This window comes from Pseudoduganella sp. GW821-FHT05F09, assembly GCF_059419605.1.
On the sequence record NZ_JBWKSD010000003.1, the window covers coordinates 98,064 to 110,031 of the forward strand.

General features: G+C 64.9%; 12 protein-coding genes. 5 read left to right on the top strand and 7 right to left on the bottom strand.

Going from position 1 to position 11,968, the window contains the following annotated elements; genetic code table 11:
* Positions 1 to 44 precede the first annotated feature (44 nt).
* Positions 45 to 2,201 carry a S46 family peptidase gene (locus AC07S4_RS10225; RefSeq protein ID WP_228894014.1) on the bottom strand — a complete coding sequence of 719 codons (2,157 nt, stop codon included), beginning with the start codon at positions 2,199 to 2,201 and terminating at the stop codon, positions 45 to 47.
* Positions 2,202 to 2,331: 130 nt separating this feature from the next.
* Complete coding sequence (locus AC07S4_RS10230; protein WP_494986542.1) at positions 2,332 to 2,601, bottom strand: GlsB/YeaQ/YmgE family stress response membrane protein; 270 nt, start codon at positions 2,599 to 2,601, stop codon at positions 2,332 to 2,334.
* A 227-nt stretch (positions 2,602 to 2,828) separates the two neighbouring features.
* On the opposite strand from AC07S4_RS10230, the gene AC07S4_RS10235 reads away from it, so the two are divergent.
* The gene (locus AC07S4_RS10235) at positions 2,829 to 3,368 is read left to right on the top strand and encodes a glycine zipper 2TM domain-containing protein (protein ID WP_494986543.1); all 540 of its coding nucleotides are present in this window, start codon (positions 2,829 to 2,831) and stop codon (positions 3,366 to 3,368) included.
* A 39-nt stretch (positions 3,369 to 3,407) separates the two neighbouring features.
* Positions 3,408 to 4,526, top strand: coding sequence for an acyl-CoA dehydrogenase family protein (locus AC07S4_RS10240; protein ID WP_494986544.1), 1,119 nt, complete (start codon positions 3,408 to 3,410; stop codon positions 4,524 to 4,526).
* Positions 4,527 to 4,532: 6 nt separating this feature from the next.
* On the opposite strand, the gene AC07S4_RS10245 is transcribed toward AC07S4_RS10240, so the two are convergent.
* The gene (locus tag AC07S4_RS10245) at positions 4,533 to 5,495 is read right to left on the bottom strand and encodes an HD-GYP domain-containing protein (protein WP_494986545.1); all 963 of its coding nucleotides are present in this window, start codon (positions 5,493 to 5,495) and stop codon (positions 4,533 to 4,535) included.
* A 216-nt stretch (positions 5,496 to 5,711) separates the two neighbouring features.
* On the opposite strand from AC07S4_RS10245, the gene AC07S4_RS10250 reads away from it, so the two are divergent.
* Positions 5,712 to 6,872 carry an AraC family transcriptional regulator gene (locus AC07S4_RS10250; RefSeq protein ID WP_494986546.1) on the top strand — a complete coding sequence of 387 codons (1,161 nt, stop codon included), beginning with the start codon at positions 5,712 to 5,714 and terminating at the stop codon, positions 6,870 to 6,872.
* 51 nt (positions 6,873 to 6,923) lie between these two features.
* Here AC07S4_RS10250 and AC07S4_RS10255 read toward each other — a convergent pair whose 3' ends face one another.
* The 4 genes from AC07S4_RS10255 to purB all read right to left on the bottom strand — a co-directional run bounded on the left by AC07S4_RS10255 (position 6,924) and on the right by purB (position 10,159).
* Positions 6,924 to 7,490, bottom strand: coding sequence for a YceI family protein (locus tag AC07S4_RS10255; protein ID WP_494986547.1), 567 nt, complete (start codon positions 7,488 to 7,490; stop codon positions 6,924 to 6,926).
* Positions 7,491 to 7,526: 36 nt separating this feature from the next.
* Complete coding sequence (locus AC07S4_RS10260; RefSeq protein WP_494986548.1) at positions 7,527 to 8,081, bottom strand: YceI family protein; 555 nt, start codon at positions 8,079 to 8,081, stop codon at positions 7,527 to 7,529.
* A 25-nt stretch (positions 8,082 to 8,106) separates the two neighbouring features.
* Positions 8,107 to 8,643 carry a cytochrome b gene (locus AC07S4_RS10265; protein WP_494986549.1) on the bottom strand — a complete coding sequence of 179 codons (537 nt, stop codon included), beginning with the start codon at positions 8,641 to 8,643 and terminating at the stop codon, positions 8,107 to 8,109.
* Positions 8,644 to 8,782: 139 nt separating this feature from the next.
* Entirely contained in the window at positions 8,783 to 10,159 is a 1,377-nt protein-coding gene (gene purB, locus AC07S4_RS10270; protein WP_494986550.1) for an adenylosuccinate lyase, read from the bottom strand.
* A gap of 132 nt (positions 10,160 to 10,291) precedes the next feature.
* Here purB and AC07S4_RS10275 point away from each other — a divergent pair, with 132 nt between their 5' ends.
* Positions 10,292 to 10,900, top strand: coding sequence for a glutathione S-transferase family protein (locus AC07S4_RS10275; RefSeq protein WP_494986551.1), 609 nt, complete (start codon positions 10,292 to 10,294; stop codon positions 10,898 to 10,900).
* Positions 10,901 to 10,918: 18 nt separating this feature from the next.
* On the top strand, positions 10,919 to 11,956 hold the full coding sequence (locus AC07S4_RS10280) for a LacI family DNA-binding transcriptional regulator (protein WP_494986552.1): 1,038 nt from the start codon (positions 10,919 to 10,921) through the stop codon (positions 11,954 to 11,956).
* Positions 11,957 to 11,968: the final 12 nt, after the last annotated feature.

Sequence of the window (11,968 nt, forward strand, 5' to 3'; positions counted from 1 at the left end):
GGCTTTCAAGGGGCGGGTGGCCGCCCCGGGTCAGACGCCTGTGCTTACTCGGCGCCCATTTCTTTCAGCAGGTTGTCGGCCTTGTCCACGTGCTTCATGTTCCACAGCATGTAGCGCAGGTCGACCTGGATGTCGCGCGTGTTGGCGTTGTTGAAGTCCCAGTCCGAAATGATGGAGTCCAGCGTGCCGTCGAAGGCCAGGCCGATGAACTCGCCCTTGGCGTTCAGCGCGGCCGAACCGGAGTTGCCGCCGGTGATGTCCAGCGTGGCCAGGTAGTTGACCGGCACCGATTTCAGCGCAGGATCGACAAATTTGCCGAAGTCCTTGTTCTTGATCGCGTCCAGCTGGGCTTTCGGCGCGTTGAACTCGCCTTCGCCGGTGGCTTTGGCGGCCACGCCTTTGACGGTGGTGAACGCGGTCCAGGCGGTGCCGTCGGCCGTGCCCCATGGGCGGCCGGCGATCTTGCCGAAGGTTACGCGCAGGGTGCTGTTGGCGTCCGGGTAGACGGCCTGGCCCTTGGTCTTCATGTAGGCGATCTTGGCCTTCATGTAGCTCGAGTAGGCTTGCTGCAGGCTGCCCGCCAGCTCTTCTTCTTCCGCTTCTTCCTTCATCGCCACGTCATACATGGCGACGGCGGCTTTGATGAAGCTGTCGTTCGAGGCCTGGAAGTCGGCCGGCTTCTTGCCCAGCCATGCCTTGCGCTCGGCTGCGTCGCCCAGCTTGCTGCCGGCGTACAGCTTGTCGATGGCGGCTTTCAGCGCGGCGGCGTCCATGCCGTCCACGATGCCGATGGCGGCGTCCCAGTTGGCGTTGCGTTCGGCTTTCGGCATGGCGGCGTACTTGGCCAGGTGGTGCAGCACCAGCGCCTTGTCCACTTTCTCGTCGTAGCTGCGCACCAGTGCCGAGACCGACGCTTCGAAGCGCTTCAGGTCGCGTTCCTGGAAGCCGGCCTTGCGGTCGGCGTTCGGCTTTTGCGATTCCTGGGCCAGGCGGTACAGCGAGCGGGCCGTGCTCAGCAGGCGAGGCTGCGAGTAGCTCAGTTCGAATTCGCGCTTGACGTTGGCGTCGCGCTTGGTGATCAGCTCTTCCACCTGGGCGATGCCGGCCGCGTACTCGGCCTTGCGCTTGGCGTCGCTGTTGACCCAGGCTTTCAGCTCTTCGTGTTCCTTGGTCTTGCGGGCCAGGAAGTCGCTGCCGGCGTAGGAGTCCAGCATGCCCTGGCGGTTCTTGTAGTAGTTGTTGATGCCGGCGACCTGGCCCGCGTATTTCAGCGCGCTGTCCTTGTTGTCCTTGGTCTCGGCGGCGATGATGGCCAGGTTGTCGCCCGACGCTTTGACGAACTGCGGATAGTTCCAGCCGAAGGTGAAGTCCACTTCCGACGGCAGGCGGTGGCGGTTGGTGCGGCCCGGATAGCCGGCCACCATGATGAAGTCGCCTTCTTTCACGCCTTCCTTGGCCAGCTTCAGCACGTGCTTGGGCACGTAAGGCACGTTGTCCTTGCTGAAGTCGGCGGCCTTGCCGTCCTTGCTCACGTAGGCGCGGTAGAAGCCGTAGTCGCCGGTGTGGCGCGGCCACATCCAGTTGTCGGTGTCGCCGCCGAACTTGCCCACGCCGGCCGGCGGCGCGTGCACCAGGCGCACGTCGCGGATTTCCAGTTGCTTGATCTTGTAGTATTCCAGGCTGCCGTAGTAGGCGGCGACGGTGCAGCGGTGGCCCTCGTCTTTTTCGCACTCGGCCACCATGGCCTTCTGGTTCTTCTCGATCGCGTCGCTGCGCTTCTTGCCGCTCAGCTTGGCCACTTCCGGGGTGATGATCTTGGAGGTGACGTCCACCACTTCCTTGGTCACGAAGATGCGCGTGCCCGGCACGGCCGGCACTTCATCGGCGAAGGACTTGGCCAGGAAACCGTTGGCCAGCAGGTCGTTCTGCGGCGTGGAGTTGTGCGCCACGCTGTTGTAGACGCAGTGGTGGTTGGTGGCGACCAGGCCTTGCGGCGACACGAAGGAGGCCGAGCAGCCGCCCAGGCTGACGATGGCGCCCATCGGGAACTCGGTCAGCTGGGTCAGTTTGGACGGGTCCAGCTTCAGGCCGGCGGCTTTCAGTTGCTTGGCTACTTGTGGCAGCTGTTGCGGCATCCACATGCCTTCGTCGGCGTGGGCTGCGGTGCTCAGGATGGCGAGCGCGATCAGGGTTTTATTCATTGAATAGGACACTCAAGGGGCGGAAAAATGCCGAGTATCCTGATGGAGTGCTATTCCGTCAACGATATTCTTGGTTGCTGTGCACAAAAAGCCAACACAAACGTTGGCTTTTTGTGCATGCCGGCCGAAGCTAGCGCAGGCGGCCCCGGAATATCAGGTTGACAATGCCGAGCAGGATGACCGCGCCCAGGAAGGAAACCAGCAGCGACAGGGCGCTGAAGTCGTCGGCGTTGATGGTGCCGGCGCCGAACATCGGCGACAGCAGCCAGCCGCCCAGCAGCGCGCCCACGATCCCCACCACCATATTGAGGAAGATGCCCTGCTGCGCGTCGGTCTTCATGACCATGCTGGCAAGCCAGCCGATAATGCCGCCGATTACGATCCAGATTATAAAGTTCATGTTGCTCCCCTTCACGGTTGACTGACAGGACAGCCCGGCCGGGTCTGGCCCTTGGGGCTATTCTCGGTGGGAAGGGGCGGCAGGTCCGTGCGCCAGCGTACACAGGCGGCTTTGACTTGGCGCTTACATTTGATTACTCAGGAAACATTTTTCCAACAGCCGGCTGCGTTTCCGGCGCGTTATCACCGTATCGGCGCGATTGTGCGCCTGTCCTACGGAGAATAAAAATGGAAAACACCTCGACCACCACCCGCATCCACCCGCTGATGGCTGTTGCCGCCGCCTCGGTCACCATCGCCAGCCTGGTCGGCGCCGCCGCCTTCGCCGGCTTGCTGCCTGGTACAAAAACCAGCGTGGAGACCGTGCCCGTGACTGCGGCGGTGCAAGCAGGTTCGCCGGCCGAGTTGAGCGCCGCCGCGCCGGGCGCGCTGGCTGCGCAGCCCGCTGCGGCGCCGGTTCCCGCCCCCGCGCCCAAGGAAGTGGTGCACCACAAGACCGTGGTGCATCACGAGTACGCCAAGCCTGCGGCGCAGGAGCAGGCCAGCCAGCAGGTAGCCCAGCAGCCGGCCCCGGCCCCGGCACCGGCGCCGCAGAACAGCGCGCTCGGCATCGGCATAGGCGCGGTGGTGGGCGGCCTGGTGGGTAACCAGGTGGGCGGCGGCAAAGGCCGCACGCTGGCCACGGTGGCGGGCGCCATCGGCGGCGGCTACATCGGCAACGAGGTGGCCAAGCGCAACCAGGCCGGCACGCCGCCTGAGCAGAAATAATGCGAGAATGCTGGGCTTAGCCACTGCGCCCAGCCCAGCATGACCGATACCGCCGCATCTCCCCGCCATCCCCACGCTGCGCCGCTGGCCGGGCGCGACGCGCAGCGCATCCTGCGCCACGCTGCAGCCGCCGACGCGGCGCGCTTCCTGCACCCCGTCCAGCAAGCCCTGCTGCACCAGCGCGGCTGGCTGAAGATGCTGGCGCCGCGCAGCTGCGGCGGCGCCGAGCTGGCCTTGCCGGATGCGGTGCGGCTGGAAGAAGCGGTGGCCGCCGTCGACGGCAGCATGGGCTGGGTGCTCACGCTGTGCGCCGGCGCGGGCTGGTTCGCCGGCTTCCTGCCGCCGCGGACGGCGCGCGCCATCATCGGCACGCGGCGCGTATGCGTGGGCGGCAGCGGCGCGCCCACCGGGCATGCCGAGCTGGAAGGCGAGGGCTACCGCATCACCGGCCGCTGGGACTACGCCAGCGGCGCGCCCATGGCCACCCATTTCACGCTGAACGCCGTGCTGCGCGAACACGGCCAGCCCCTGCTCGACGAGCATGGCGCGCCGCGCATCCGCGCCTTCATCATCCCGGCGGCGCAGGTGCAGATGGAGCCGTCGTGGGGCAGTGTGGGCATGCGCGCCAGCGCCTCGCACAGCTACCGCGTCGAGGGCCAGTGGCTGCACCGCGATCACGGCTTCGCCATCCGCCCGGACGCGGCCACCTCGCGCGGGCCGCTGTACCGTTTCCCCTTCTATTCGCTGGCCTTTGTCACGCTGGCCGCCAACGTGGCCGGCATGGCTGCGCACTTCATGCAGCTGGCCCGGCCCGCCATCGGCCGCCGCAAGCATTCCCTGTCCGGCCTGCCGTTGCTGGAGGCGCCCGGCGTGGCCGAACTGCTGCACAGCAAGGAGCAGGCTTACGGCGCCGCGCGCGCGCACTTCTACCGGCTGCTGGACGAGGCCTGGGCGCAGGTGGCGGCGGGCGCGCAGCTGGATGCGGACGGCGCCGGCGCGCTGCAGGCGGCGTCCCTGGCGCTGGTGGCCGTGTCGCGCCAGGCGGTGGACGAGCTGTATCCCTACTGCGGCCTGTACGCGGCCCACGAAGCGAGCGAAATCAACCGCGTCTGGCGCGACTTCCACACGGCCAGCCAGCATTCGCTGCTGCTGCCGTGAAGCCGCTCACGCGCCCTGCGGGTCGGTGGCGCAGGTGAAGTGCGCGGCCGGCGTGATGCCGAGGCAGCGCACGAAGGCGGCGAACACGGCCGGATCGAAATGGCCGTCGCGGGTCCAGTCCGCCATGCGGCGCAGCGCGTCCGGCGGGCTCCACGGCGCCTTGTAGGGCCGGTGCGAGGTGATGGCGTCGTAGACGTCGCACACGGCGCCCATGCGCGCCTCCAGGCTGATGGCCGCGCCGGCCCGGCCGGACGGGTAGCCACGGCCGTCGTAGCGCTCGTGGTGGTGCAGGCAGATATCGGTGACCACGTCCGGCAGGCCGCCCGCCGCGCACAGCAGCGCGTGGCCCGCCACCGGGTGCAGCTTGACGGCTTCAAACTCGGCGCGGCTCAGCCGGTCCGGCTTGTTCAGGATCTCGGACGGCACCGCCGCCTTGCCGATGTCGTGCAGCAGGCCGCCCAGGCCGCACTCGCGCACCGCGCCGGCCTCCATGCCCATATGTTTGGCTAGCGCTACCATCAGGGCGCACACTGCCACCGAATGCATATAGGTGTAGTCGTCGCTGCTGCGCAGGCGCACCAGGCTCAGCATGGCGCCGGGATGGTGGGTGATGGAGCCGATGATGTCCTCCACCACGGGCAGGGCGGACGACACCGCCTCGGGCAGCGCGGAGGGCAAGGAATCGGGCAGCTGGGCGGCGGCCTGGCCGGCCGCGTCGAACAAGCGGCTGACCGCCGCGCGCGAGCGCGCCACCAGCGCGGCCGCTTCCGCCGGGCCGTCGCCGGCGGCGATGCCCTTGCTGGTGTCTATCCACATTTCCTTGACTTCGCCGCCCTGGATCCGGGCCAGCATGGCCGCGTCGCGTATCAGGAAGGCGCGCTGCCAGAACGGATGGGCGTACCAGCTGCCGCACAGCTGGTGGACGTACATGCCGATGCGGGCCTGTTCGCGCGTGATTTTCTTGAGCATGTCCGGCTTCTTTCAATCGCGTCAGATCAGTATCAAGGCGATCACAAACAAGCCCCAAAGACAAGCTCTGATAACAGTCATCGAATTGATCAATTGCGAAACCGGCCAGCAATGCCGGCCGGGTTATTTAATGTGATTTGTAAAATACAAGATACAAATTGTTAAGTCTTTTGGCGTGGAATGCTATAATTTTTGCCTGGTTCAGTTGGCGCTGAATTGTACGAAAGACCAATATACTTCCTTTTTGGAAATACTCATAGGTCTATGCCGGACATTCTTCAGGTCAATTCAGGACAGGTCAACAGAGAGATGAATCAGTCAGTATCCAGCCCATCCACGCCTTTTCCCCCGCCCGCGCCCTACAGCCACGGCGTGCGCTGCTACCCCGCCCACCTGGTCGTATTCCTGCTCGGCGAGCTGGAGCGGCGCGGCGTGCCGGCACGGCTGGCGCTGGAAGGCAGCGGCATAGGCACAGAGGAGATCCGGGTCGCCTCCACCCGTTTTTCCGTGCTCCAGATGCAGGCCGTGCTGCGCAACGCCATCGCTTACGCACCGAGCATTTCGCTGCAAGTGGGCACTTGCTTCAACGCTTCCGCCTGCGGTATTTTCGGCTTTGCCCTGTTGAGCAGCCCCAGCCGCGTCGCGCTGCTGCAAACCGTCCTCAAATACAACCGCCTTATCGATCCGCTGACCACCATGCGCTATGCCGGCAGCGGCGGCTGGGCCAAATGGGAGTTTGAACCGAATCTGGCTTGCGCCCCGACCGATCCTTTATACCAGTTTATTATCGAGCTGAAAATGTCGTGTTTCAAATCCATGACGCGGGATTTATATGGCGATGGTTTTGAATTTAATAGTATCCGCTTGCGCTTTCCCGCCCCGCCGCATGCCGGTGAATATATGGCATTTTTTAACTGCGATATATTATTTGAGCAGGAAAGAAATGAAATCGTTTTCAGCGAAATACAGACGGTAAAACAGCGACCGGAAGCGGATGCGATTACCCACGCCATGCTGCTGGACTTGTGCGAGCAGTCCCTGCAGAAGATGACGCGCAACGCCACCGCCGCCGGGGCGGTGCAGATGATATTGCTGGGCTGCGCGGGGGCGTTTCCGAATATAGACGAGATTGCGCAGGAACTGGCCGTCAACGCGCGCACGCTGCGCCGGCGGCTGGAGGCGGAAGGCACGACCTACAGTGAAATCCTGTCGCGCCACCGCATGCAGCTGGCGCTCAGTTATTTAAAGACCAGCGGCCTGAGTAATAATGAGATCGCGGCGCGCCTGGGTTATAGCGACGCCACCAATTTCAGGCGCGCATTCGTTTCCTGGGCCGGCGCGCCGCCCAGCCATTACCGGCCGTCCAAAAACGACTAGCCCCCGCGGCCTTGCGGCGGCGGGGGCGTGCACGAGGGCTCGCGGCGAGGCTTATTGGGCCTTGATCGCTTCCACCTGGATGGCCAGCTTCACTTCCGGCGAGAAGTTCGGCAGGCCGTAGTTCAGGCCGAAATCGCTGCGCTTGAATTCGGCGGTGGCGTCGGCGCCGCACACTTCACGCTTCAGGCGCGGGTGCATGATGCACTTGAATTTGCTCACGTTCAGCGTGACCGGCTTGGTCACGCCCAGCAGGGTCAGATTGCCTTCCACCGCCACCAGCTTGTCGCCGTCGAACTTGAGCGAGGTGCTCTTGTAGGTCACCTGCGGGAACTGCTCGACGTTGAACATTTCCGGCTTGCGCGCGTGCGTGTTCATCGCTTCCAGGCCGAAGTCGATGGACTTGGCGTCGATCACGATGTCCAGGCTGCCCTTCTTGCCGGCGCGGTCCAGCTCCACGGTGCCGGTAGTCTTGCCGAACTTGCCGCGCCAGACGGACAGGCCCATGTGGTCAGCCTCGAAGCTCGGGTAGGTGTGGTTCGGGTCGATGTTGAAGGTGTCGGCCATGGCCGAGGTGGCGCTGGCGGCAATCAGGGCTGCGATCAAAACTTTGAATTTCATTGTGTCTCCGTCTGGATGGATGGGGGCTGCTGCTAATTACGGTGCTGCCACTACATGGAACTTGATCGTAACATCATCGGCCACCATGCCGGTGTCCTTCCACTCGCCTTCGCCGATATTGAAGGCCAGGCGCTTGATCGGCAGGGAGCCGTCGAAGACCTGGTTCTTGCCGTCGGCCTTCACGGTCAGCGGGAAGCTCACGTCGGCCGACTTGCCCTTGATGGTCAGCTTGCCGGTGACGGTCAGCTTGCCGGCGCCGGCGCTCTTGATGGCGGTGGAGGTGAAGGTGGCTTTCGGGAACTGGGCCGAGTTGAACCATTCCTTCTTGGCCACTTCCTTGTTCATGTCGGCGTCGCCCAGGTCCATGCTGGCGGTGTCGATCTCCACCGTGGCCTTGGAGGCTTCCGGCGTGGCCGCGCTGTAGTCGATGGCGATGCTGTGCTTCTTGAATTTGGACTCGATCGGCACGTTCATCTGCTTGAAGGTGGCCGACACGGTGGACTTGGCGGCGTCGGTCTTGAGGACGGCGGCGCTGGCGGCCAGCGACAGGCCCAGCAGGGAAACGAGTACGGCGCGTTGCGTGGTGTTCATGGTGACTCCTGGGTAGGTGGAAGGGTTATTTGCGCAGGGACGGCAGCATGCGCTTGAGCACGTCGTCGCGGTCGATGAAATGGTGCTTGAGGGCGGCGCCGGCATGGGCCAGCACGGCGGCGGCCATGGCCATGTTCAGCCAGTAATGGATGGGCTTGAACAGCTCCTTCAGCTCGGGCGTGCCTTCGAACAGGGCCGGGATCTGCCACAGGCCGAGGTAGACCACCGGCACGTTGGCGGCCGTGGTGTACAGGTAGCCGGAGACGGGCACGGCGAACATGAAGAAGTACAGCGCGTAGTGCATATAGTCGGCCGCCAGGACCTGCCATTGCGGCATGCCGGCCGGGTGCGGCGGCGGCACATTGGCCTTGCGCCACAGGATGCGCACGGCCGCGAGCAGCAGCACGGTCACGCCCATCCACTTGTGCCAGGAGTAGTACTTGAGTTTGGTCGGCGAGAAGCCTTTGATATCCACCATCGTCAGCCCCAGGAAGAAGGCGGCGATGATCAGGATGGCAACCAGCCAGTGCAGCAGCATTGCGGTTTTGGAGTAGCGTTGCATCGGTGTCTTTCAGAAATTAGTACGTGTTAGGACTAATATACCAAAGAAAACTGAATCGCGCTTAAGACTACCTTAGATTGGGGGATGTTGCGGAAGGGGCGGGTCAGGCGCGCAGCGCCGTAACCCGCCATTGCGGCGTTTAGATGGCTTTGGCCAGCTTGTCGGCGATGCCGATGTAGTTGGACGGCGTCATGGCCAGCAGCAGGTCCTTGGCGTCCTGCGGAATCGCCAGGCCGGTGATGAAGTCGCGCAGCGCCTCTTTCGAGATGCCTTTGCCGCGCGTCAGCTCCTTCAGCTGCTCATACGGGTTCTCGATGGCGTAGCGGCGCATCACGGTCTGCACCGGCTCGGCCAGCACTTCCCAGCTCGCGTCCAGGTCGGCCGCCAGGCGGGCCGGGTTCACTTCCAGCTTGTTCAGGCCGCGCAGGCAGCTGTCGTAGGCCAGCAGGGTGTAGCCGAAGCCCACGCCGATGTTGCGCAGCACGGTCGAGTCGGTCAGGTCGCGCTGCATGCGCGACACCGGCAGCTTCTCGGACAGGTGCTTGAGCACGGCGTTCGCCAGGCCCAGGTTGCCTTCCGAGTTTTCGAAGTCGATCGGGTTGACCTTGTGCGGCATGGTGGAGGAACCGATTTCGCCGGCCTTCAGCTTCTGCTTGAAGTAGCCCAGCGAGACGTAGGTCCAGATGTCGCGGTTCAGGTCCAGCAGGATGGTGTTCACGCGCGCGAAGGCGTCGAACAGCTCGGCCATGTAGTCGTGCGGTTCGATCTGGATGGTGTAGGGATTGAACACCAGGCCCAGGCGCTGCTCGATCACGTTCTGCGAGAACGTGGCCCAGTCGAACGACGGGTAGGCCGACAGGTGGGCGTTGTAGTTGCCCACGGCGCCGTTCATCTTGCCCAGCATTTCAACCTGCTCGATGCGCTTGACGGCGCGCTGCAGGCGGGCCACCACGTTGGCGAATTCCTTGCCCAGCGTGGTCGGCGACGCGGTCTGGCCGTGGGTGCGCGACAGCATGGGCAGCTCGGCGTTGACGTGGGCGATCTCGGTCAGCCTGGCGATCACGGCCTTCAGCGACGGCAGCATCACGCTGTCGCGGGCGTCCTTCAGCATCATGCCGTGCGAGGTGTTGTTGATGTCTTCCGAGGTGCAGGCGAAGTGGATGAACTCGGAAGCGGCCACCAGTTCCGGCACGTCCTTCACTTGCTCCTTGAGCCAGTACTCGACGGCTTTCACGTCGTGGTTGGTGACCGCTTCGATTTCCTTGATGCGGGCGGCGTCGGCTTCCGTGAAGTCCGACACCAGCTTGTCCAGCAGCGCGGTGGCGGCGGCGGAGAACGGCTTGATCTCGGCGAAACCGGCTTGCGACAGCGCTTGCAGCCAGTTGATCTCGACCTTCACGCGGTTGTGCATGAAGCCGGACTCGGACAGGATGGGGCGCAGCTTGTCGGTCTTGGAGGCGTAGCGGCCATCGAGCGGGGACAGGGCCGACAAAGTGGAATAGGGCGTAGTAGTCATGGAGGCGGGAAGCAAGGTTAAGGAAGACGGTGCAGTCTGCCATTTTACCACTGGCGCGCCGCGCCCCGCCGCCGGCGCCCGCCCGCAGGAGGCAATGCTATACTGGGCCCACCTTCTTCCTTGTTGGCCCCTATGAAACTTATTGGTTCCCTTGCCAGTCCGTATGTGCGCAAAGTGCGCGTTGTGTTTGCAGAAAAAAAGCTGGATTACCAATTCGAGCTGGAAAACGTGTGGGTGGCCGAAACCCGCATCAATGAGGTCAATCCGCTCGGCAAAGTGCCTTGCCTGATCATGGAAGACGGCCAGGCCATGATCGATTCGCGCGTGATGGTGGAATACCTCGACACGCTGACGCCGGTCTGCAAGCTGTTGCCGCCCAACGGCCGCGACCGCGCCGACATCAAGTGCTGGGAAGCGCTGGCCGACGGCGTGACCGACGCCGGCGTGCTGATGCGCCTGGAGCGCGCCCAGCGCCCGCCCGAGCAGCAAAGCGAGGAATGGATCGCGCGCCAGCTGAAAAAAGTGGAACTGGGCCTGGCCGAGATGGCGCGCAAGCTGGACGAGTCGCCGTATTGCGCCGGCATCCACTATTCGCTGGCCGACGTGGCCGTGGGCTGCTGCCTGGGCTGGCTGGCCTTCCGCTTCCCCGAGATCGACTGGCGCGGCGCCCATCCCAACCTGGCGCGCCTGTACGACAAGCTGTCCGAACGGCCGTCGTTCCGCGACACCGCGCCGCAGTAACGGCAACCCGTCGCCCCCATGCCGCCCACCAAGCCGGACGCGCCCAGCGCCCAGCAGCGCCGCCTGCAGATGGCCGACATCGCGCGCCTGGCCGGCGTGTCCACGTCCACCGTGTCGCGCGCGCTGGCGGGCAGCAAGCTGGTCAACGACGAGACGCGCCAGCGCGTCATGGAGCTGGCGCGCTCGCTCAACTACTCCATCAACATCGGCGCGCAGAACCTGCGCCTGAAGCAGAACCGCACCGTGGGCGTGGTGGTGCCGTACGACCCGGACACCCGCCAGCAGCTCACCGATCCGTTCTTCCTGGCCATGCTGGGCAGCCTGGCCGACGCGCTCACCGAGCAGGGGCTGGACATGCTGCTGACGCGGGTCGACGCCGGCACGCTGGACGCCGCCGCGCAGCCCTTCGACAGCGGCCGCGTGATCGGCGTGATCCTGATCGGCCAGTGGCGCCACCATGACCAGCTGAACCAGCTGGCCGCGCGCCGCGTGCCCATCGTGGTGTGGGGCGCGCAGCTGCCGCAGCAGTTATATTGCACCGTCGGCGGCGACAACGTGGCCGGCGGCGCGCTGGCCGCCGGCCACTTGCTGGCGCGGGGCCGCAAGCGCATCGCCTTCCTGGGCGACACCAATTTGCCGGAGGTGGCGCAGCGCTACCAGGGCTATTGCCAGGCGCTGGCCGCGCACGGACTGCAGGCCGATCCGCAGCTGATGGTGCCGGTGTCCTTCCTGCCGGGCGGCGGCGAGGAGGGCGTGCGCGAACTGCAGCGCCGGGGCGCGCAGTTCGACGGCCTGTTCGCCTGCAGCGACTTGCTGGCCATGGCGGCCATCAACACCTTGCGCGCGCTGGGACGCGGCGTGCCGGACGACGTGGCCGTGGTGGGCTACGACGATATCGAGCTGGCTTCCTATTTCCATCCCCCCTTGAGCACGGTGCGCCAGCCCATCGCCGCCGCCGGACGCGCGCTGGTCGGCGCGCTGCTGGCCCTGGCCGACGGCCATGATGCCGCCTCGCAGCAGCTTCCCACTGAACTGGTGCAGCGCGCCAGCGCCTGACTCTCCGCCTAC

What these genes read in the sequence shown, in the direction of transcription:
- AC07S4_RS10265 (WP_494986549.1), bottom strand. Translation starts at nt 8,643, where the DNA reads ATGCAACGCTACTCCAAAACCGCAATGCTGCTGCACTGGCTGGTTGCC.
- AC07S4_RS10235 (WP_494986543.1), top strand. Translation starts at nt 2,829, where the DNA reads ATGGAAAACACCTCGACCACCACCCGCATCCACCCGCTGATGGCTGTT.
- AC07S4_RS10240 (WP_494986544.1), top strand. Translation starts at nt 3,408, where the DNA reads ATGACCGATACCGCCGCATCTCCCCGCCATCCCCACGCTGCGCCGCTG.
- AC07S4_RS10275 (WP_494986551.1), top strand. Translation starts at nt 10,292, where the DNA reads ATGAAACTTATTGGTTCCCTTGCCAGTCCGTATGTGCGCAAAGTGCGC.
- purB (WP_494986550.1), bottom strand. Translation starts at nt 10,159, where the DNA reads ATGACTACTACGCCCTATTCCACTTTGTCGGCCCTGTCCCCGCTCGAT.
- AC07S4_RS10245 (WP_494986545.1), bottom strand. Translation starts at nt 5,495, where the DNA reads ATGCTCAAGAAAATCACGCGCGAACAGGCCCGCATCGGCATGTACGTC.
- AC07S4_RS10280 (WP_494986552.1), top strand. Translation starts at nt 10,919, where the DNA reads ATGCCGCCCACCAAGCCGGACGCGCCCAGCGCCCAGCAGCGCCGCCTG.
- AC07S4_RS10225 (WP_228894014.1), bottom strand. Translation starts at nt 2,201, where the DNA reads ATGAATAAAACCCTGATCGCGCTCGCCATCCTGAGCACCGCAGCCCAC.
- AC07S4_RS10255 (WP_494986547.1), bottom strand. Translation starts at nt 7,490, where the DNA reads ATGAAATTCAAAGTTTTGATCGCAGCCCTGATTGCCGCCAGCGCCACC.
- AC07S4_RS10260 (WP_494986548.1), bottom strand. Translation starts at nt 8,081, where the DNA reads ATGAACACCACGCAACGCGCCGTACTCGTTTCCCTGCTGGGCCTGTCG.
- AC07S4_RS10230 (WP_494986542.1), bottom strand. Translation starts at nt 2,601, where the DNA reads ATGAACTTTATAATCTGGATCGTAATCGGCGGCATTATCGGCTGGCTT.